Genomic DNA, 19,647 nt, shown 5'->3' on the forward strand with positions numbered 1-19,647 from the left:
TGAGTTCGTGACACGTTTCCGGATCGGCACCCGCAAGAGCACGATGGCCTTGGCGCAGACGGAGGAGATCGCCCGCCGGCTGCAGGCTGCGATTCCGTCGCTCGACATCGAGATCGTCAAATTCGAGACGACGGGCGATTCCGACCAGACCAGCAAGCTGCTCTCGCATGGCGGCAAGGGTGGGGCGTTCGTGGCCGAGATCCGCCGTGCCATGCTGGACGGCCGGCTGCATGCAGCGATGCACTCGCTGAAGGACATGCCGGGCAACGAGGAGACGCCCGGTCTCGTCATCGCAGCGCTGCTGTCGCGCGATCCGCCGGGCGACGTACTGGTGCTGCGGCGCGGGCTGTCGCTCGACGAATTTCGCAAGGATGGCGGCCGGGGCTTCAAGATCGGCACCAATGCCGTGCGCCGGGCCGCCTATGCGCGGCGGCTGTTTCCGCAGGCCGAGCTGATCCATTTCCGCGGCGCGGCCGACACCCGCATCCGCAAGCTCGACAATGGCGAGCTGCAGCGGCTGCCGGACGGCGGCGCCGTGGGGCCGGCCGACGCCCTGATCATGGCGCGCTCCGGGCTGGAGCGGGTCGGCTTGTCCGACCGCGCCTCCTACGAGTTTCCGGTCGCCGACATGCTGCCGGCGGTCGGGCAGGGCATCGTCGCCGTCGAGTGCCCCGCGTCGGATTGGGAAACCCGGCGCATCCTAGCGACCATCGACGATGCGGCGGCGCGGACCTGCGCCGACGCCGAGCGCGAGGTGCTTTGGGTGCTCAACGGCCATTGCAACTCGCCGATCGCAGGCTTTTCGACCATCGACGGCGGACAGTTGACGCTGACCGCCTCGGTGCTCGACGAGGACGGCGGCCGCTTCATCGAGGCGCAACGCTCCGCGCCGGCGGATCGTCCGCGCGAGCTCGGCCGGGCGGTCGGGCTCGAGCTGCTTGCCAACGGCGCGGCCGAGCTGATCGAGCGCAGCCGGCCGCGTTGATCGGTCATCCCCTGTAGGCGCGGACGCGCGCCAGCATCTGCTCGACATGGGCGATCGGCGTCTCCGGCAGAATGCCGTGGCCGAGATTGAAGATGTGACGTCCCCCGGCATAGCTCGCCAGCACGTCGTCGACCGCCTGGTCGAGCGCCGCGCCACCGGTGATCAGCGCCAGCGGATCGAGATTGCCCTGAACGGCCACCTTGCTCTGCACCCGTTCGCGGATAAAGGCGGGCTCCGCCGTCCAGTCGATGCTGACCGCATCGATTCCGGTTTCGGTGACATAGCCCGGCAACAGCGCGCCGGCGCCACGCGGAAAGCCGATGATCTTCGCATCCGGCCGCGCCTTGCGCACGCCCTCGACGATGCGTCGCGTCGGCGCGACCGACCAGCGCGCGAACTCGCGCGGTGACAGCACCCCGGCCCAGGTGTCGAAGATCTGCAGCGCGTCGGCACCGGCCTCCAGCTGCTTCAAGAGATAGGCGATCGAGCTGTCGACCAGCGCATCGATGATTCTGCCGAACGCATCGGGATGCCGATAGGCGAGCAGCCGCGCCGGCGCCTGATCAGGTGTGCCTTGGCCCGCGACCATGTAGGTCGCGACCGTCCAAGGGGCGCCGCAAAAGCCGATCAGGGCGGTGCTCGGTGCCAGTTCGGCCCGCACACGGCGCAGCGCCTCGAACACCGCTTCCAGCGTCGACAGGTCTGCCTTCGCCGACAGCGTCGCGATCTTCTCCGGCGTATCGAGCGGATCGAGCCGCGGGCCTTCGCCGACCTCGAAGCGGACGCTGCGGCCGAGCGCATGCGGGATCACCAGAATGTCCGAAAAGATGATCGCCGCATCGAAGCCGAAGCGCCGGATCGGCTGCAGCGTGACCTCGGCCGCGAGCTCAGGATTGAAGCAGAGATCGAGAAAGCCGCCGGCCTTGGCACGCACCTCGCGGTACTCCGGCAAATAGCGGCCGGCCTGCCGCATCATCCAGATCGGCGGCACGTTCTGGCGCTGACCGGACAGCACGTCGATGAAAGGCTTGTTCACGGCAGTCTTACTCACGCTCAGGGCTCCGCAACTTCGGGAACAGTTTACCGTCCGTGATACATGCCCAAGCGGTTCCGGCCAAGGTCATATCCGCTCGGGCGTCGCGGGAGATGCGAGCGTCCCCGCAGTCGCAGGGCGTCACATCGAGGGGAACACGTCCTTCGCCCCTGCGTTGTTGTCCCACAGGGAGATTGGTCATGGCTGAGAAATTCAATCCCGCGCCGCACGACAAGCACGCCGTCGATCCCCGCGAAGCCGCGCGTCTCGACCGCAAGACTGCAACGCAGCTCGACAAGGGACTGATGGACACGTTTCCGGCCTCGGACCCGGTGAGCCTGCAGCAGCCCTCGACGACCCGCGTGAAGGACGACGCTGACGTTGACCGAGACCATTCGCCATCGCTTTGGGACAAGGTGCGATCGGTGTTCGTTCGCTGAACTAACAGGCCGAACGCCCGCCTTGACCGCGGCACCGCCGCTGTTTGTCCGTAGTCGTACGGGAGACGCCGTAATCTTACGGGGCGCCGCGGACGCCTTCGGACCCGCCGCATTTCAGGGTTAGATAAGATGTCCATGGGACTCTCCCGGCGTCCGGAGAGTCCCGCGGAATGGACGTTGGTGCGACCAGAGTTGATCGAAGCCGCCTGCCGATGTGGGCGGCTGGCGTGCTTGCGCTCGTGTCGGTCGCGATTCTCGCTTACAGCGTCTGGGGCGAATGGACGTCCCGACAGGCGGAGGTGCGCAATGCCGAAACCGATCTCGGCAACCTCGCTCACTCGCTCACCCAGCACGTCGAGGATACCTTCGAGCTTGCGGATTCGCTGTTGCGCGGCGTCGTCGCCGCGCTCGAGACCGATGACGGCAAGCCCGGTGCGATCGCCCGACTGCAGACGATTCTGAAGACGAGGAAGGCCAATCTCGGCCGCATCCGGGGCATCTTCGCCTATGGCGAAAACGGCGACTGGCTTGCCACCACCGAGGACGTCACGCTCACCAACTACAACAATGCCGATCGTGACTACTTCGCACACCACAGGATTTCGGCCGATCGCTCGCTGCTGATCGGTCGTCCGGTGCAGAGCAGGGCCGGCGGTCAATGGGTCATCACCCTGTCGAGGCGCTGGAATCACGCGGATGGCCGGTTCGGCGGCGTCGTGCTGGCAACCGTCGACGTTGCCTATTTCGCTCGGTTCTACCGTCAGTTTGCCGTCGGTCGTGAGGGGACGATCAGCCTGAGGAGCCGTGACGGAGCCGTCCTCGCCGACAATGCGGAACCGGACCCGCAGACGGTCGGGCGCCCCGTACTTGAAGCGATCCCCTATCATCCGGCGTCGGGGCCGTTGCAGTTCCGAAGGCTCGGCGAAACATCCGAACGCATCGGGTTCTATCAGCACGCGCAGCGCTATCCGTTCCTCATTCTGGTGACGCGCACGGAGGCGGAGGTCCTGGCCGAATGGAAGCGTGATGCGCTGATTCGGCTCACGGTGCTGGTCTGTCTGGTCGCGCTTGTCATTGCGATCGGCATCTTCCTCGCGAAGCAGTTGCTGCAGCGGCAGCAGCTTGCCGCGGCGCTGGCGGCAAAGGAGGAGAACTTCCGGCTGCTCGCCGAAGGCTCCAGCGACATCGTGACGCGGATCGAGCTGGACGACTGCATCGGCTACGTCTCGCCCTCGACCATGCGCGTGCTGGGCTGGCACCCGTCGCAGCTCCTGGGCAAGCGCGCGCTCTCCGGCGTGCATCCGCTGGATCGCCCGCAGTTGCAGGAGATCCTCGATCAGCTCAGGAGGGGGGCCGTCGACGAAGCACGCGCAACCTATCGCATGCGCCGCCGGGACAAGTCGGAGATCTGGGTCGAGGCCACGATCCGCGCCACCCGTCAGCCGGACGGCGCGCTCGACGGCTTCGTCGCCGTCACCCGCGACGTGACGCAGCAGAAGACGCTGCAAGGACGGCTCGAGACGCTTGCGATCGAGGACGGTCTCACCGGGCTCGCCAACCGCCGCCGGTTCGACGAGCGGCTGCTGGAGGAGTGGGGCAGGGCCTACCGCGACAAGACTTCGCTGGCGCTGCTGATGATCGACATCGACCACTTCAAGGCCTTCAACGACGCCTATGGTCACCCGGCCGGCGACGAATGCCTGCACACCGTGGCCGGCATTCTCGCCGACGAGGCGCAGCGCAGCTCGGATCTGGCGGCCCGCTACGGCGGCGAGGAGTTCGCCATCCTGCTGCCGAACACCGATGCCGGGGGCTGCGCCAGGCTCGGCGAGCGGATCAGGCGGGCACTGCACGAGGCCTGCATCGTCCACGATCACAACCCGGCGGGCATCGTCACCGCGAGCATCGGCGGCGCGGTGTGCCGGCCGGGCTTCGAGCGATCGGCCGGCCCGGCCTCGTTGATCGAGGCGGCCGACCGCGCGCTCTATGCCGCGAAGGACGCCGGCCGCGACCGCCTGATCGTGGCCGGAGAGGTGATCGATCGGCCCGCCGGCAAGGCGCCGGCGACCGTCCCGGCCTGAGATCGCCGCACGATCAGTAGTGCGGCGGCTGCTCATTGCGCGGCCCCTCGGCATTGCTTTGCGCGTCCTCGAGCCGCTCGACCAGCAGGGCGATCTTGCGCTTCAGCGCATCGATCTCGCGCCACTGCGCGGTGATGGTCTGGTTCAGCGTCTCGATCGTGTCGTCCTGGAAGGTGAGGCGCATCTCCAGCGTGTCGATGCGCTCGCCGAGCTCCGCGTTGGATGGATCAGAGCTGCTCATCGCGTGCGCCCTCCGGAACTGCCTTGATCGTAGCCGCGCTGTGCTCCCGCAGACCGTGGCCGAGCGCGACGCGTTCGTCGAACACGAAGCAGCCGCCGCGCCAGCGGCTCTTGGCTTCCGGGATCTCCTCGAGATACTTCAGGATGCCGCCCTTGAGGTGGTAGACCTCGGAAAAGCCGCGCGCCAGCAGCAGCGCGCTCGCCTTCTCGCAGCGGATGCCGCCGGTGCAGAACATCGCGATCCGCTTGTGCCTCGCAGGATCGAGTGCGCGTTCCGCAAAATCCTTGAACTGCCCGAAGCTCTGCAGGCCTGGATCGACCGCGCCTTCGAACGTCCCCATCGCCACCTCGAACGCATTCCTTGTGTCGAGCACGACGGTATCCGGCGCGGCGATCAGCGCGTTCCAATCGGCGGGACTGACATAGGTCCCGACCTGCCGGGTCGGATCGGCGGCGGGATCGCCGAGCGTCACGATCTCCCGCTTCAGCCGCACCTTGAGGCGCCGGAACGGCATGGCCGTGGCGCGCGAGTATTTCAGCTCCAGACGGTCCAGCCGGCCGGCGAACAGCGTTCCGTCGCGAAACTCGCCGACCAGAGCGGCAATTGCCGGTTCGGTCCCGGCCACGGTGCCGTTGATGCCCTCCTCGGCCAGCAGGACGCTGCCCTTGATGCCGCGTGCAGCGCAAAAGCCGTGGAGCGGCGCGCGCAGGTCGCGAAAATCCGGCAGGGCGACGAACTGATAGAAGGCGGCGACGGCGAGGGGCATGCGGCCGTTTACCAGCAGAGCTGACCATAGAAAAGCTGGTATCCCCGGGCATTGCCGAGCCTGGAAGGAATGTGCGATGTAGCCGGCCAGCACTGGCATTCCAGCCACCAAACGATCACGCAGCGAGCAACGATGAGAAGCTTCCATTTCCCCGGCAGGTCGACGGTCCACGCCCAGAACGGAATGATCGCCACCTCGCACCCGCAGGCGGCGCTGGCCGGGATCGAGGTGCTGCGGGCCGGCGGCACCGCAGCCGACGCGGCGGTGGCAGCCTGCGCCCTGCTCGGGGTGATCGAGCCGCAATCCACCGGCATCGGCGGCGACTGCTTTGCCTTGGTCCAGCCCAGGGGCGAAGGCCGGGTCATGGCCTATAATGGCTCGGGCCGGGCGCCCGCCGCCGCGACCGTGGACTGGTTTCTCGAGCGCAAGATCCACTCGGTCCCTCTGACCTCGGCCCATGCGGTGTCCGTCCCCGGCGCGGTCGACGCCTGGGACCGCATCCTGCGCGACCACGGCCGGCTCGGGCTCGACCGGCTGCTGCAGCCCGCGATCCGCGCCGCGGAGGACGGCTATGTGGTGGCGCCGCGTGTCGCGTTCGACTGGAACAACCAGTTCGAGAAGCTCAAGAACGGCACCAACACCGCGCGCTACTTTCTGCCGCATGGCAAGGCGGCTGCCGTGGGTGACGTGATCCGCCAGCCGGAGCTGGCGCAGACCCTGCGCGTCATCGCCAAGGAGGGGCCGAAGGGCTTCTACACCGGCGCGGTCGCCGAGGACATGGTGCAGACGCTGCGTGGCATCGGCGGCCTGCACACCTTGGAGGATTTCGCCAACCACCAGACCGAGGTGACCTCGCCGATCGGCACCACCTACAAGGACTACGACGTCTGGCAGTGCCCGCCGAACGGCCCGGGCATCACCATGCTGGTGATGCTCAACATCCTCTCGCGCTTCGACCTCACGCGCATCGATCCGCTCAGCGTCGAGCGCTTCCACCTCGAGGCCGAGGCCGCGCGCATCGCCTACATGATGCGCGAGCAGCACATCGGCGATCCCGCGCACATGACGACGGAGGTCGCCAGCATCCTCGCCAAGGAGTTCGCCGACGAGTACATCTCGCAGATCAGCCTCGACAAGCTGCTCGACCTGCCGAACGTCGCGCCGCCTATGAATCCGGAGACGGTCTACATCACGGTCGTCGACCGCGACCGCAACGTCTGCTCCTTCATCAATTCGATCGCGCATTCGTTCGGCTCGGCCATCGTCTCCAACGAGACCGGCGTGCTGCTGCAGAACCGCGCCGGCGGCTTCCGCATCCAGCCGGGCCATCCGAACTGCATCGGCCCGGGCAAGCGTCCGCTGCACACGATCATCCCGGCGCTCGCCACCAAGGCCGGCCGCGCCCAGATGTCGTACGGCGTCATGGGCGGCCAGTATCAGCCGGTCGGCCAGACCCACGTGCTGACCAACATCCTCGACTATGGCTGCGACGTGCAGGAAGCGATCGATATGGCGCGCGGTCTGCACTACGAGGGCGTCTATCAGCTCGAGGACGGCGTGCCGGCCGAGGTGGTCGAGGGCTTGCAGAAGATCGGCCACAAGACCGCCAAGGTGGTGTCGCCGCTCGGCGGCGGTCAGGCGATCTGGATCGACTGGGACAAGGGCACGCTCACCGGCGGCTCCGACCCGCGCAAGGACGGCTGTGCGCTGGGCTATTGAGGTGCCGGAATTCTTCCGTGCGTTCGTCATCGCGAGCGCAGCGAAACGATCAGAGTGGCGATCGTGACCCCGGATTGCTTCGTCGCTTCGCTCCACGCAATGACGATGGTGGCTACGCAAGCCGCATCCACACACACCGCTGTCGTCCCGGCCTTGCGCCGGGACCCATAACCCCAGGCAGTGGTTTGAGGCAGGCCAGCCGTTAGTTCCTCGCACGTCACGTCCGCCGCGGCGTATGGGCCCCGGATCGGCGCCGGGACGACGGCGGTGGATGGGGCGGATACACGGCTCAAACAACGATCGACACACGGTCTCGTTCTCGCGGCACGGACGCCCGAGGTCTGCGATCATCGTGGCCCTTGCAAAATGCAGAGGGCGCAGGGAATGCCGGGTGAAGGCCTCACCCATGGCCCGCCTGCGAAAAAAATGCAGGCGGCAGGTACCACAGGCAAAGCCGATTCAACCGGCATTCCCTGCGCGACGGTCTTCACGCTTATACGCAGTCTCCCTGGTGCGCCGGGCTTGTTGGCCACCATTGCGACAATGCGCTTGCGCGCACTGCGCGTGATACCAGCATCGGGGTATCAGGACGCTGCGACTTCACGTCCGCAAGCTGCCGTTCGTCGGCGCGTCCGAAGACACGCTGCGGCAACAACGCGGCCATCGCATCCCACCTCGCGTGTCGTGACGATCGCGCGCTACGCCCCTCTGCGGTGAGGCGGGATGCGCGGAGAAAATCATGATTTCCGATTATGCGCAAGTGAATTATTTTTTTCGGAAGTCGATGCCGGGCTGGTCAGCCGCTCCCGCATGAGCTAAACCGCGGCTCCCGTGAACGAGCAGAGGCGGTCTGGAGCATGCGGCGTCCGATGAACAGAAGAGTTGCGCTGATGGCGGCGGCATCGGCCGCGGCCGGTGTCTTGCTGGGCTCCCGCGCGGTCTCGGCACAGACCAGTTCCGCCAAACCCACAGGAAAGACCATGACCACTCCCTCCGGACTGCAGATCATCGACACCAAGGAAGGCACCGGCGCCACGCCGACGCGCGGTCAGACCTGCGTGATGCACTATACGGGCTGGCTGTATGAGAACGGCCAGAAGGGCAAGAAATTCGACTCGTCGGTGGATCGCAACGAGCCGTTCGAATTCCCGATCGGCATGAAGCGCGTGATCGCCGGCTGGGACGAGGGCGTTGCCACCATGAAGGTCGGCGGCAAGCGTACCCTGATCATTCCGCCCGAGCTGGGCTACGGCGCCCGCGGCGCCGGCGGCGTGATTCCGCCGAACGCGACGCTGATGTTCGACGTCGAACTGCTCGGCGTGAAGTAAGGCGCGCGAATGATGCCGGGAGGGCAACCAAGCGTGCTGCGCGATACAGCGCCCTCTCCCCTTGTGGGAGAGGGCATCACGGGCCCAACCGCGAACACAATGGGGTGAGGGGTCTCTCTCGGCGAGCGACGCTCATGGAGAGAGGCCCCTCACCCGACCGAGCTTGTGGCGCTGTCCTACATGCCCTCTCCCACAAGGGGAGAGGGCGCATTCATGGGCGCCGGCTGGAGCGCTGTAATGATCTGGCTGATAGTTGCCATCTATCGTCAACTAACGACGATGCAAAGACCGGCCCCGTGAGGGGCCGGTCTTGTAGTTGATAGCGTCTTCGCGCGATCTCCGCGACCGCGCCGATCCTGCTCAGAGATTCTTGTTGGCGGCGCCGGCGGCGGTGTTCACCGCGTCCTTGGTCGCCTTCTTGGCATCGCCCAGCGCCTGCTGGCCCTTGCCCTTGATTTCCTGCACGGCACCCTCGCCCTGCAGGCGCTCGGAGCCGGTGGCTTCGCCGATGCCCTGCTTGGCCTTGCCGATGGTCTCGTTGGCGACGCCCTTGATCTTGTCGGTGGTGGCACCCATGACTTCGTCCTCCGCTGATTGTGTGAACTCCACCGATCCAACGCACGCGATGCAGAAAGGTTCGTGCGGAACCGCGAATAGCTTCGCTGCGGCATTTCGGCTAATGGTTTGGTTCCCTCGAACAGACGAAATCCCGAGAAGAAATCATGTCAGGCTCTCACGATCACGCGCACGGCCATTCCCACGATCACGGCGACGAGCGCTGGAAGCACGACGGCGTCCGCGTCATTCCGGGCAATCAGCTCGATTCCAACGTGCCGTCGACGCCGGGCATGGACCGCAAGGCGGCGATCAACTTCGCGCGCGTCGGAGCGCAGAAATTGTGGGCGGGCACGGTCACGATCAGGCCTGACGCCAAGACCGGGGCGCATCATCACGGTCATCTCGAGAGCGTGATCTACGTCGTGAAGGGCAAGGCGCGGATGCGCTGGGGCGATCGGCTGCAGTTCACCGCGGAGGCCGGTCCCGGCGATTTCATCTTCGTGCCGCCCTACGTGCCGCACCAGGAGATCAATGCGAGCCCGGACGAAGTGCTCGAATGCGTGCTGGTGCGCAGCGACGGCGAGGCGGTCGCGATCAACATCGATATCGAGCCGGTCGAGAAGCCCGAGACGGTGCTGTGGATCGACCCGGTGCACCGCGATCCCGCCGAGTCGAAGTCGTAGCCATCAAGGAATTGGCGGAGCCGTCTCGCGACGGCTCCGCCGGGCAGGGAGCGGCTATAACGCCTTCCCTCTCACACGCGAAGCAGGGGCGACTGTCGCGCGTGTGTCTCGCGGTTCGTTGCACCCGAGGACTTTCGGTTCGGATGCGGGCTGATCAGGCCGCCTCGTTGGCGCGGCGCCAGCTTCAGGATGTGGTTGAGCAAAGTGGTCTTCCCAGCCCCGAGGAAGCCGGACAAGACCGTGACGGGGAGTTTGCGCATCGAGATCGAACAGCCTCTTCAGGGGAAAGGGTCGGTGCCGGCGGGCGGGCATGCGGACTCTTTATGAAATGTTATAACGTAACATCATCTGAAGCGGGAGACGGTGTCAAGGGGGGAGCGTGGCGACGAAGGCGTGATTGGGCGGGCCGGCGGCGGCTTGTGGAGTCGGCAGAGGCGGCGGCCGAGATCGCAGGGCGCGAGCGGCTCTGGTGAGCTGGTGAAGTCCTTGCAGTGCTGAAACGACGCTGCAGCCGCCAGCGACACCGCGTTCCCTCTGCCGTGAAGAACGGGGAGAGGGAAGCAGTATCGGTGGCGGGATGCAGCTCCGTTTCATCTCGGAAGAGAGGAGCTGATCCCTTCTCGTGAAGCCGGGTCGTCAGTCCCGGCGACAAGCCGCTGAAACAGCACTCACGAGAATTGGCTCAGCTATGGCAACTACCTCGACAGGAACGCCGTGCCGGCCGGACCACTCGCCGCCGACATCGACAACGCGCCGGGCGCGATCGCCCAGTTGGTCTGGTTCAGGATCAGCGTGTTGAACACCATCGTGACGCTGTTGCTGCTCATGGTCGAGACCGAGTTGATGGTGACGTTGCGGCTCGGCAGATACATCAGGCCGGTGTAGGACGAGCTGCTGGTGCCGTTGATCGGCAGGTTCGTCGTCGACAGGCCGCTCGGCTCGTACATCAGGATATTGGCGTAGGTGCCGCTGGTCGGCGCCGACAGCGTCGCATTGACGTTGCCGTTGAAGGTGAGCGTCGCGTTCTGGTCGACGAGATAGAAGGTGACGCCGCTGCCGGTGACCGTCCATCCCGAGTTGAAGGTCATCGCGCCGCCCTTGATGACGTAGAGGCCCGGATTGAGCGTCAGCGTGCCGGAGCCGTTGAAATTGGTCGCGCCGCAATAGACGCCGGGGCTGAGCGTGACCGAGCCGGGATCATAGACTTTGTTGTTGGTGGTGCACGCGCCCACCGTGACGGCGGGCAGCTTGCCGGCAAATGGGTCGGAGATCGCCGCGCAGCCGGTCTCGGCCGGCGGAGTGGCGCCGCCGTTCTTGGTGATATTGGTGCCCTTGATGCAGATGCGCTTGACGTTGAGCGTGGCGTTGAACATCGCGGCCGGGCTCTGCGTCGACAGCACGTGGATCTCGCAGCTCGGCGCATTGAGCTGGGCCCCGGAATTCACCAGCAATGATTGCGCGTTGATGGTGCTGACCAGCAGGATGCACACGGGCGACGTAGTCTGCGCGCCGGCCTTGGCCGTTGCGGACGCCGTCACGCCGAGCGATGTCGTGCCCATCACGTTGAGGAACGAGGTCTTCACCGAGGTCGTCGCGGTGCCCGACAGCGAGCCGTCGCTGTTGGGCGTGAAGGTCGCCGTTGTGCCGGTGCCGAACCGGCCTTTGAAGCTGCCCGAGAACACCGCGCTCGCGGTCGAGACCTGCTGCGCGCTGGCCTGGGTCACGCCGGCGAGGACCGCGGCGTCGACCGACTTCTGCAACTGCGCCTTGGTGTCGCTGGACTTGGCGAAATCGACGGCGGCGCCGACCGACACCAGGATGGGGATGATGGTGATGGCGAAGATCATGCTGATCTGGCCATCCTTCGCGCGGCCAAATCTCCATGCCAGATCGCGAAGAGTCTTCGACGAAATCGATGCGGTCATGTGCAACGCTTCCTGCTGATGGCTGTCCGAGGCTCGACGCCGGCGGATGCGAGCCCCTGCTGCAAGGAAGTGGCGGTCAGAGATTACCGCATGCTGAATCCGGTTCCGTAAAGGAACCCGGCAGCGGAGTAGCGGAAGCGGAAGGTTATCAGCCCGTTTGTCGGATCATCGACAGGTGCCCGTTCGCACCACTCATTGGTAGCAACCGCGCGAATTGCCTGTATTTGGCGGTGACGGCTTGTGAGTTGCAAGCGGTTGGATTGCGCCCGCCGGTGCATGTCGCGCTAACGAGGCGAGCGCCAGATCCGGGGCGAGAGAACGAGGCTGCACACCAATGCGTAGGCGACGAGCGACAGCGTGACCATCGCGGCGAGCGAGGCCATGCCGCCGCCGAGCATGATGATTGCGATGTAGCCGCCGCCCGCCGCGATCAGCACGCGCAGGGCGGACCCGACGAATGGCCACAGCACGTGGCCCGCACCTTGGCCGGCAAAAGCCAGCACGAACCCGAAGCCGAGCGCGGCGTAGGCCGGCGCCACGGTGCGCAGATAGGTCGCGCCCTCGCGCAGAACCCCGGCGTCGCGGCTGAACAGGCCGAGCCAGAGCGGCGGGTGCAGCGCCACGATCAGGCCGATGATCCCGACCAGGGCTGCGCCCGCCAGGGCACTGATCCAGGCGATGCGGCGCGCACGGCCGCGCTGGCCGGCGCCGACATTGATGCCGACCATCGTCAGGGTGGCCGTGCACAGCCCGAACAGGATCGGGATCATGATGTAGTCGAGCCGCGAGGCGATGCCGTAGGCGGCGAGCTCGGAGGTCCCGAAGCGCCCGGCGAGCGCGGTCACCAGGATGACGGTGAGATTGACCATGACCGCGTTGAGCGCGGTCGGCAGCCCGACTTTCAGGATGTCGGCGAACAGCCGGCCCTGTAGCCGCGCAACGCGCACATGCAGGCTGGAGCGGCCAGAGGTCATGTAGCGCACCAGCACCAGCATAGCGCCGCAGTAATACAGGCCGAAGGCGATGCCCGCGCCGGCGATCCCGAGCCCCGGCAGCGGGCCGATGCCGAAGATCAGCAGCGGCGAGGCGGGAATCATGACCAGCGCGCCGACCAGGGTGACCAGCGCCGGCACCCGCACATTGCCGGCGCCGCGCAGCGCCGCCGCCTGCAGATTGACGATCCACACCGGGACGGCGCCGGCGAACAGATAGTTGGAGTAGCGCAGCGCCGCCTCCAGAGCGCCGGCTCGCCCGCCGAGCGCATGGTACAGCGCCGGGCCGAACAGGGCGGTCGCAAGCGTGAACAGGCCGCCGGCGATCACCGCCAGCACGATGGCATGGAAGGCGATGGCATCGGCATCGGCGTTGTGCCCGGCGCCGACCGCGCGCGCCACCGCCGAGGAGACGCCGCTGCCGATGCCGCCATTGGACATCATCGTCATCAGCATGAAGATCGGGAACACCAGTGCGACGCCGGCCAGCGCATCGGTGCCGAGGAAGCCGACGTAATACGCTTCGGCGACGTTGACCGCGGTTTGCGCCACCAGCACGGTCATGGTCGGCAGCGCCAACCGGAACAGCGCCGGCAGCACCGGGCCGGAGAGCAATGCCGTGCGGACCGACGCGGCCTTGGCGCGCGGCGGCTCCGGGGCCGGCTCGAACGGCGCCGCCGCAACACCGGGCAGGGCTTCGGTGGTCGCCTGGGTGGAAACGTCCATCGGATCTCCGCGCGCCTGGCGAACCATCGCGTTTAAATGATGATTATCATTCAATAGGTCCGCCGGCGGGCGCGGGTCAAGGCGACCCGAGCGCAGGCCGATCATGAAATTTTGACGGAGCGAGGGTGATCCGCTCGGCGCCGGGCCAGCCGCTAATAATGGACGCGCAGGCCCATGCCGCCGTGGATGGTGTTGCCGACCGGCTGCGGGCGGAGCGTGCCGTTGACGAACAGATCGGCGATCCAGCCCTGCGGCAGGCGGAAGCCCAGCCGTCCGCCATATTCGAACCAGCCCTGGTTGCCCATGGTCGGCGTCACCGTGCCGCTGCCGGTGACGGCGGCGACGATGCCGGAGCTGGTCGCGAACGACTGGACATAGCCGCCATTGATGTTGGCTTCGATGCTGGAGCCGAACAGGTGGGTCCATTGGCCGCCGACCTTGACCAGGCTGGTGCGGTCGGTGCCGCCGGCGATCGTCGCATCGAACGGGTTGAAGGCGAGCGCGGGATCGCGATAGCGGGCGACGTGCTGCCACAATTGCCATAGCTCGACCGACGCCGCGAGCTCGTCGCGCGGCGACAACCGGCTGATCCAGCCGGCGCGGCCATAGACCGCGTAGTTCGACGCCGTGGTGGTGCCGTCCACCGTGACGTTACCGAGGCTCGTCGCATAGCTCCGGCCGTAGCGCACGCGCTCATACGGCGTCAGGATCGTGCCGATGTCGAAGAACGGCCGCGACGAGCCCCAATCGGTGAAGTCGTAGCGCAGCGCGAAGGCGCCGATCGGCGCCGAGGTCACGTGGTAGCCGTCCTCGTCGTAGTGCGTGTAGGCGAGGCCGGCAAGCAGCGCCAGATTGTTGGTGAGCTGCTTGCGGCCATGGATGCCGGCCGAGAACGAGCCGGCCGAGCCGAACGCGCTGACGCAGTCGTTGCAGTTGACCTGCTCGTTGACGCCGAGCAGCACCAGGCCGAGCACGCGGTTGGTGATCATCTGGTTGAAGCGCTGGTCGGCGAGGCCGTTGATCGCGTTCGCGCTGTTTCCCGCGCCGGTGGGCGTCGGCGACGGGGTCGGCGAGATCGAGGGCGAGGGCGTCGGCGTCGGGCTGGAGGTCGATGTCGGCGTGGCCGACGGCGTGGGCGTTGCGGTGGGCGAGGAGGTCGGCGACGGCGACGGGGTCGGGCACAGCGCCGCCGCGAAATTGTCCGCCCCGCAACTGCTCTGCGCGGCGGCCGGCGCGGCCTGCAGGGCGAGCGCGGGCAGCCCGGCGGCGATGGCGGTCATCAGGAGAGCAAGCTGATCGCGGCGCGTTCTCATCGTCACCGCCCGCACAGGATGCCGGTGAAGTCCTGCGGCGGCGCATTACTGGCGAGATCGGTGACCGTGCAAAGGCCCGATGTCGACGCGCAGGTGGCGGCAAAGCTCCACGACGGATTGCCGGTCTTTTTGATCGCGCTTCGGCCCTGGCCGGTCGCGGTGATGATCGCGGTGTCGCCCGGCTGCGTCAGCTCGAGGCATTGGAAGGTGAGGGTGCAGACCCGCGAGGCGCCTTCCTGCAGCACGACCATGGTCTGGCCGCGCTGCGAGCGGATGTCGAGGATGGTGCCGCGCACGCCGATGGTCGCCAGCGGCGTGTTGATCTTGTAGGCGGTTTTCTCGGAATGGCCGGTGACGAAGCGGAACGCGCCGGTGCCGAGCCGGATCGCGATGTCGCGATAGCTGGTCTCGTCGTTGAAGACGGTGCGGTCGAGCGTCAGGGTGGCGTTGGCGCCGAGCGAGAGATTGGTGCTGTCGATCATGACGAGCCGCGCGGCACTGTCATTGCCGGTGCGCACGGTTTCGTTGCGCACGACGCCGTCGCCGACGCTGATCGGGCTGCTCGAGGCGCCTGCCACGCGCAGCACGTCCTTCTGCACCAGCACGGCTTCGCCGATGCGGCCGTCGGCGCTTGCGCCGCCCGCGACGCCCAGCAGGGCGGCCGCCGAGATCGCAGCGACACAGGTTCGGCGACGCAGACTCATATCCACACCGAAGATTGTTTCCTGCTCAATCTAGCCGAAGACGGCGCGCGGGGTTGTTGTAAAATGGGCACAAGTTTGCCTCGATGACCGTTCGGTGGTTAGTTGCCGCCACCGTGAGATCAGTTCAACGCGGAGGCCCATGAAGGTATCTGCTGCTCGCCGGGATGACGACGACGAGGACGGCGAGGTTGCGCAGGATGGCGCTCTGTCGGTCCGCCGCTGTGTGATGACGGCATTGCTGATCTTCGCGATCGCGCACGTCGTGCTGATGATCGGGCTCGCCTCGCCGCCGAAATTCGTCTTCGACGAGGTGCATTACGTCCCGGCGGCGCGGCAGATGCTGGGACTGGCGCCGGCGACGCCGCAGCTCAATCCGATGCATCCGCCGCTCGCCAAGGAGCTGATTGCACTGTCGATCAGGACGTTCGGCGACAACGCCTTCGCATGGCGCTATCCCGGTACCGTGCTCGGCGGGCTCGCCGTCGCCGCGATCTATCTGTGCGGCCTGGCGCTGTTCGCGGCGCAATGGCCTGCCATCGCAGCGGCGCTGCTCGCGGCCTTCAACCAGATGCTGTTCGTGCAGGCGCGCATCGCGATGCTCGACATCGGCGCGCTCGCCTTCAGCCTGCTCGGGATCGCGGCCTTTCTGTTTTCGTTCAGGCAGCGCCGGCCGCAGGTCGTGTTCGCGCTGGCGGGCGCGTTGTTCGGCCTTGCGATCGCCTGCAAATGGAGCGGGCTGTTTCCGCTGCTGACGGCGCTTCTCATCATCGGTCTCATCAAGCTGTTGCAGCACTGGCAGACCTCGTTCGGAGATGGCGAGCCGACCGACTGGTATCGGCCCGAGCAATGGCCGCAACTGAGCTGGCTGCAGATCGTGCTGTGCCTCGTCGCAATGCCGGCCGTTTGCTATCTCGCGACCTTCGTCCCGCTGCATGGCCTGTCCGTTATCGGCATCTTCGAAGCGCAGCGGCGCATCTTCGCCGACAGCGTCACCACGGCGATTGCCGGCCATACCTATATGAGCGCGTGGCCGACCTGGCCGTTGCTGGTCCGTCCGGTCTGGTTCCTGTTCGACAAGACCAGCGACACCGACATCGCCGCGGTGGTGCTGCTCGGCAATCCGCTGGTGCTGTGGCCGGCACTTGCCGCGCTCGGCATCTGCGTCCGGGATTTCATCGCGACGCGCAGCGCGGCGGCGTTCCTGATCCTGGCGTTCTATCTCGGCTGCTATCTGCCCTGGGCGCTGCTGCCGCGCGCGCTGAGCTTCATCTACTACTACCTGCCGTCGGCGACGCTGGCGAGCCTCGCGCTCGTCCATGTGCTGACCCGCTGGCCGCGCTGGGTGCTGTTGAGCTATGTCGCCGTCGTGGTGCTGGGCTTCGTTGCGATGCTGCCGGTCAGCGCCGCCTTCATCGGCACGACGATGCAGACCTTCACCCGGCTGATGCTGTTCCAGAGCTGGATCTGAAGTGCGGACAAGAAAGCGCCCCGCCTGCCAGGGACCGTGGGCAGGCGGGGCGATGCGCGGCGGAGCGCTCACTTCGCCGCGGTTTTGGTGTCCATGTTGACGACCTGGACCCGCCGGTTGAGCGGATCGGCCGGGTTGGCCGCGTCCTTGAGCTTGGTCTTGCCATAGCCGACCGTGACGAGGTCCTGGCCGGCGAGGGCGAACTTCTCGACCAGATAGCGCTTGATGGTGTCGGCACGGCGCTCGGAGAGGTCCTGGTTGAAGCCGTCGCTGCCGATGCCATCGGTGTGGCCGGCAACCACGAAGGTCGAGCCCTTCAGGTTCGGATCGGACAGCGCCTTGCCGAGCTCCTGCACGGCCGGCATCGAGGCCTTGCTGATTTCGGCCGAGTTGTAGTCGAACTGGATCTCGAGATCGATCTTGGGCTTGGTCGCCGCGATCTCGGCGATCTGCTCGCGCTCGCCGAGCGACAGCGAGCGGGTCTTGCGGTTGCGCATGCTGTCGATGAAGGCCGCCTGCTTCGCCTGCGCTGCCGCGTCGGCCTGCGGGGTTGCCTGCGGTCCGACCGAAATGCCGCGCGTCACGGCCTTCGGCTTCAGCGCGTTGAGGATCTTGTCGGCCGACACGGCCTCGCCGGCGAGGGCGGTGCCTGCGCCGATCGCCAGCATGGCGGAGAACGCCGCCGCCTGAACTGCAAAGCGTCCAAAATATGGGGTCATTGTCGTTATCCTCGGGTCGTCATGCCCTATGGTCATTGGATGCGTGAACGATAGAACGGGTTCAAAGCATCAAATGTGATCGACGTCACGTTGCCGGACTGGGCGGCCCTTGCGGGGCGAAGCGAGTGGTCCGCGGGACGCGCCGCGCGCTGCCGCAAAGCGATCGGCAGGTGGCCGGTCCGCGAACAACAAATCGGCCAGATGCGCCTCTACCGGATAGCGTTCGCCGGGAAAAAATCGCAAACTTGAAGGACGCGAACGGCGACTGGATTCGTAGTCTAAGAAACGCAAACAGAAAAGCAGAGCCGTGTTCAACCCATCGCACAGGCGCGACTATCAGTCCCATCGGGCGAGCAGTCAGGATCAGACGGGATCAGCCGGTTCCATGTCGACGCTGATCGGGGCTGGCATCATTGCGGCATCGATCCTGCTGTCGACGCTGATCACCGCGGTCGGCAACCGCTATGTCGGCCTGGAAAGTCCGGCCGAGGATACGGCCTGGCTGGTCGACCGCCTGACCGGCCGCATCTACAAGTGCCGTGCGCCCGATCCCGGCCGCGCCAGCTGCAAGGCCGAGATCGCCACCGGCAGCATTCCGGACAAGGCCAAGCCGTGAGGTTCCGCAAGGGGATCTCGCCGGCCTGATTTGCCGTTGCGGGAGCGGGGGCGAATCTCGCACCATTGCGCGGCATGCCCGCTGTCCCCACGCCCATCCCGCTCTCCAAGCCGCAGGCGCGCCGCATCTGGCTGCGCGCGCAGCGGCTCGATGCCGAGGCGCCGTTCGGCGCGGGCCCCGAGGCGGTCGCCGCCGCCATTGCTCATCTCGGCTATGTGCAGATCGACACCATCAACGTGATCGAGCGCTGCCATCACCACATCCTGTTCAGCCGCATTCCCGCCTATCGCCGCGCCGATCTCAGGCAGGCGCAGAGCGCCGACAAGACCGTCTTCGAATATTGGACCCACGCGCTATCCTATATTCCGCTGCAGGACTTCCGCTACTTCGTCCCGGCGATGCGCCGCTACCGCCGTGAGGGCCATCGCTGGCTGCAGACCGTGAAGCCCGAGGATACGCGCAAGGTCATGCGGCTGATCCGCCAAGGCGGCGCGCTGACGATTCGCGACATCGACGACGACGTGCTGCGCGAGAAGGACCACGCCTGGGCCAGCCGCAAGCCGTCGAAGCGCGCGCTGCAGCTCGGCTTCTACGAGGGCGTGCTGACGGTGTCGGGCCGCGACGGCATGCTCAAGACCTACGACCTCACCACCCGGCATTTCGGCTGGGAACGGCTGCCGAAGGGCGCCAACGATCGCGAGATCGCAGCCCATCTGCTCGACCGCGGCTTGCGCGCCCAAGGCGTCGTGAGCCTCGATTCGCTCTGCCATCTCAATGCGCCAAGCAAGGCCGCGGTGCGCCGGGTCATCGATGCCAGGGTCCGGCGCGGCGAGCTCGTGCCGGTGACGCTGGAGGGCGCCGGCAGGCAGGAGCACTGGGCGACGCCGGCCGCGCTGGAGGGGCCGATCGACATCAGCTCCGAGCGCGTGCACATCCTGTCGCCGTTCGATCCGCTCATCATCCAGCGCAAGCGGACGCAGGCGATCTTCGACTATGATCATCGCTTCGAGGCCTATGTCCCGAAGGACAAGCGCCTGTTCGGCTATTTCGCGCTGCCGGTGCTGGTCGGCGACGAGATCGTCGCCGCGCTCGATCTCAAGACCGACCGCCAGAACGGCAAGCTCCTGATGCAGAAATGGAGCTGGGTCGGCGAGGGCAAGGCGGCGCGCGGCGACCGGCGCAAGGCGCTGAAGCGGACCATCGAGGACGAGCTGCACCGGTTCCAGCGCTTTCAGCTTGGAGACTGACCTGGTCGTCGGAGATCCGCTCAGTGCTCTTGATTTGGAAACGAATGTTTCCTAAAAGGAGGAATGACGAGGTCGCAACAGGAGTCATCCGAGCGCCGCGGGC

18 protein-coding genes and 1 pseudogene are annotated in these 19,647 nt (G+C 66.5%); 9 read left to right on the forward strand and 10 right to left on the reverse strand.

The annotated features are described in order from the left end of the window. Window positions 1-7 precede the first annotated feature (7 nt). Entirely contained in the window at window positions 8-985 is a 978-nt protein-coding gene (gene hemC, locus QX121_RS09620) for a hydroxymethylbilane synthase (protein WP_315756959.1), read from the forward strand. Window positions 986-989: 4 nt separating this feature from the next. Here the strand turns inward: hemC and hemE are convergent, their stop codons facing one another. Further along, window positions 990-2,036: a uroporphyrinogen decarboxylase gene (gene hemE, locus QX121_RS09625; RefSeq protein ID WP_409999326.1), complete on the reverse strand. Its 1,047-nt coding sequence runs from the start codon at window positions 2,034-2,036 to the stop codon at window positions 990-992. A gap of 182 nt (window positions 2,037-2,218) precedes the next feature. Between hemE and QX121_RS09630 the strand changes: the two genes are divergently transcribed. Both QX121_RS09630 and QX121_RS09635 read left to right on the forward strand, forming a co-directional pair. Continuing rightward, window positions 2,219-2,458 carry a hypothetical protein gene (locus tag QX121_RS09630; protein ID WP_315738420.1) on the forward strand — a complete coding sequence of 80 codons (240 nt, stop codon included), beginning with the start codon at window positions 2,219-2,221 and terminating at the stop codon, window positions 2,456-2,458. 170 nt (window positions 2,459-2,628) lie between these two features. Then, the gene (locus tag QX121_RS09635) at window positions 2,629-4,539 is read left to right on the forward strand and encodes a diguanylate cyclase (RefSeq protein ID WP_315811783.1); all 1,911 of its coding nucleotides are present in this window, start codon (window positions 2,629-2,631) and stop codon (window positions 4,537-4,539) included. 13 nt (window positions 4,540-4,552) lie between these two features. Here QX121_RS09635 and QX121_RS09640 read toward each other — a convergent pair whose 3' ends face one another. Both QX121_RS09640 and QX121_RS09645 read right to left on the reverse strand, forming a co-directional pair. After that, window positions 4,553-4,780, reverse strand: coding sequence for a SlyX family protein (locus QX121_RS09640; RefSeq protein ID WP_315738419.1), 228 nt, complete (start codon window positions 4,778-4,780; stop codon window positions 4,553-4,555). Next, entirely contained in the window at window positions 4,767-5,546 is a 780-nt protein-coding gene (locus QX121_RS09645) for a rhodanese-related sulfurtransferase (protein WP_315811784.1), read from the reverse strand. The genes QX121_RS09640 and QX121_RS09645 overlap by 14 nt, the downstream gene beginning before the upstream one ends. Before the next feature lie 132 nt (window positions 5,547-5,678). On the opposite strand from QX121_RS09645, the gene ggt reads away from it, so the two are divergent. Together ggt and QX121_RS09655 are read left to right on the forward strand one after the other, a co-directional pair. Then, window positions 5,679-7,265 (forward strand): gamma-glutamyltransferase, encoded by a 1,587-nt coding sequence (gene ggt, locus QX121_RS09650; RefSeq protein WP_315811785.1) that lies wholly within the window; start codon window positions 5,679-5,681, stop codon window positions 7,263-7,265. A gap of 869 nt (window positions 7,266-8,134) precedes the next feature. After that, window positions 8,135-8,593, forward strand: coding sequence for an FKBP-type peptidyl-prolyl cis-trans isomerase (locus tag QX121_RS09655; protein WP_409998083.1), 459 nt, complete (start codon window positions 8,135-8,137; stop codon window positions 8,591-8,593). 360 nt (window positions 8,594-8,953) lie between these two features. On the opposite strand, the gene QX121_RS09660 is transcribed toward QX121_RS09655, so the two are convergent. Beyond that, window positions 8,954-9,169, reverse strand: a complete 216-nt coding sequence (locus QX121_RS09660) for a CsbD family protein (protein WP_315738416.1) — start codon at window positions 9,167-9,169, stop codon at window positions 8,954-8,956. A gap of 146 nt (window positions 9,170-9,315) precedes the next feature. Between QX121_RS09660 and QX121_RS09665 the strand changes: the two genes are divergently transcribed. Next, on the forward strand, window positions 9,316-9,834 hold the full coding sequence (locus QX121_RS09665; protein ID WP_315717363.1) for a cupin domain-containing protein: 519 nt from the start codon (window positions 9,316-9,318) through the stop codon (window positions 9,832-9,834). 152 nt (window positions 9,835-9,986) lie between these two features. On the opposite strand, the pseudogene QX121_RS31630 reads toward QX121_RS09665, so the two are convergent. From QX121_RS31630 to QX121_RS09690, 5 genes and pseudogenes are all read right to left on the reverse strand, one after another. Then, window positions 9,987-10,094 (reverse strand): annotated as a pseudogene (locus tag QX121_RS31630) (GTP-binding protein); the annotation flags it as partial. 435 nt (window positions 10,095-10,529) lie between these two features. Further along, window positions 10,530-11,759 (reverse strand): Tad domain-containing protein, encoded by a 1,230-nt coding sequence (locus tag QX121_RS09675; protein WP_315785610.1) that lies wholly within the window; start codon window positions 11,757-11,759, stop codon window positions 10,530-10,532. A 284-nt stretch (window positions 11,760-12,043) separates the two neighbouring features. Next, on the reverse strand, window positions 12,044-13,477 hold the full coding sequence (locus QX121_RS09680; RefSeq protein ID WP_315811787.1) for an MATE family efflux transporter: 1,434 nt from the start codon (window positions 13,475-13,477) through the stop codon (window positions 12,044-12,046). A 152-nt stretch (window positions 13,478-13,629) separates the two neighbouring features. Further along, window positions 13,630-14,790 (reverse strand): hypothetical protein, encoded by a 1,161-nt coding sequence (locus tag QX121_RS09685; RefSeq protein WP_315811788.1) that lies wholly within the window; start codon window positions 14,788-14,790, stop codon window positions 13,630-13,632. A gap of 2 nt (window positions 14,791-14,792) precedes the next feature. Continuing rightward, on the reverse strand, window positions 14,793-15,494 hold the full coding sequence (locus QX121_RS09690) for a FecR domain-containing protein (RefSeq protein WP_315796806.1): 702 nt from the start codon (window positions 15,492-15,494) through the stop codon (window positions 14,793-14,795). A gap of 139 nt (window positions 15,495-15,633) precedes the next feature. Between QX121_RS09690 and QX121_RS09695 the strand changes: the two genes are divergently transcribed. After that, window positions 15,634-16,962, forward strand: coding sequence for a phospholipid carrier-dependent glycosyltransferase (locus QX121_RS09695; RefSeq protein WP_315811789.1), 1,329 nt, complete (start codon window positions 15,634-15,636; stop codon window positions 16,960-16,962). 68 nt (window positions 16,963-17,030) lie between these two features. On the opposite strand, the gene QX121_RS09700 is transcribed toward QX121_RS09695, so the two are convergent. After that, window positions 17,031-17,681: an OmpA family protein gene (locus tag QX121_RS09700; protein WP_315738410.1), complete on the reverse strand. Its 651-nt coding sequence runs from the start codon at window positions 17,679-17,681 to the stop codon at window positions 17,031-17,033. A 385-nt stretch (window positions 17,682-18,066) separates the two neighbouring features. Between QX121_RS09700 and QX121_RS09705 the strand changes: the two genes are divergently transcribed. Beyond that, window positions 18,067-18,297, forward strand: a complete 231-nt coding sequence (locus tag QX121_RS09705) for a hypothetical protein (protein ID WP_315738409.1) — start codon at window positions 18,067-18,069, stop codon at window positions 18,295-18,297. A gap of 74 nt (window positions 18,298-18,371) precedes the next feature. Continuing rightward, a complete protein-coding gene (locus QX121_RS09710; protein ID WP_315811790.1) occupies window positions 18,372-19,544 on the forward strand; it encodes a winged helix-turn-helix domain-containing protein in 1,173 nt (390 codons plus the stop codon). Window positions 19,545-19,647 lie beyond the last annotated feature (103 nt).

Origin of the sequence: Bradyrhizobium sp. SZCCHNR2028, from assembly GCF_032380995.1 — a bacterium.
Taxonomy (GTDB): domain Bacteria; phylum Pseudomonadota; class Alphaproteobacteria; order Rhizobiales; family Xanthobacteraceae; genus Bradyrhizobium.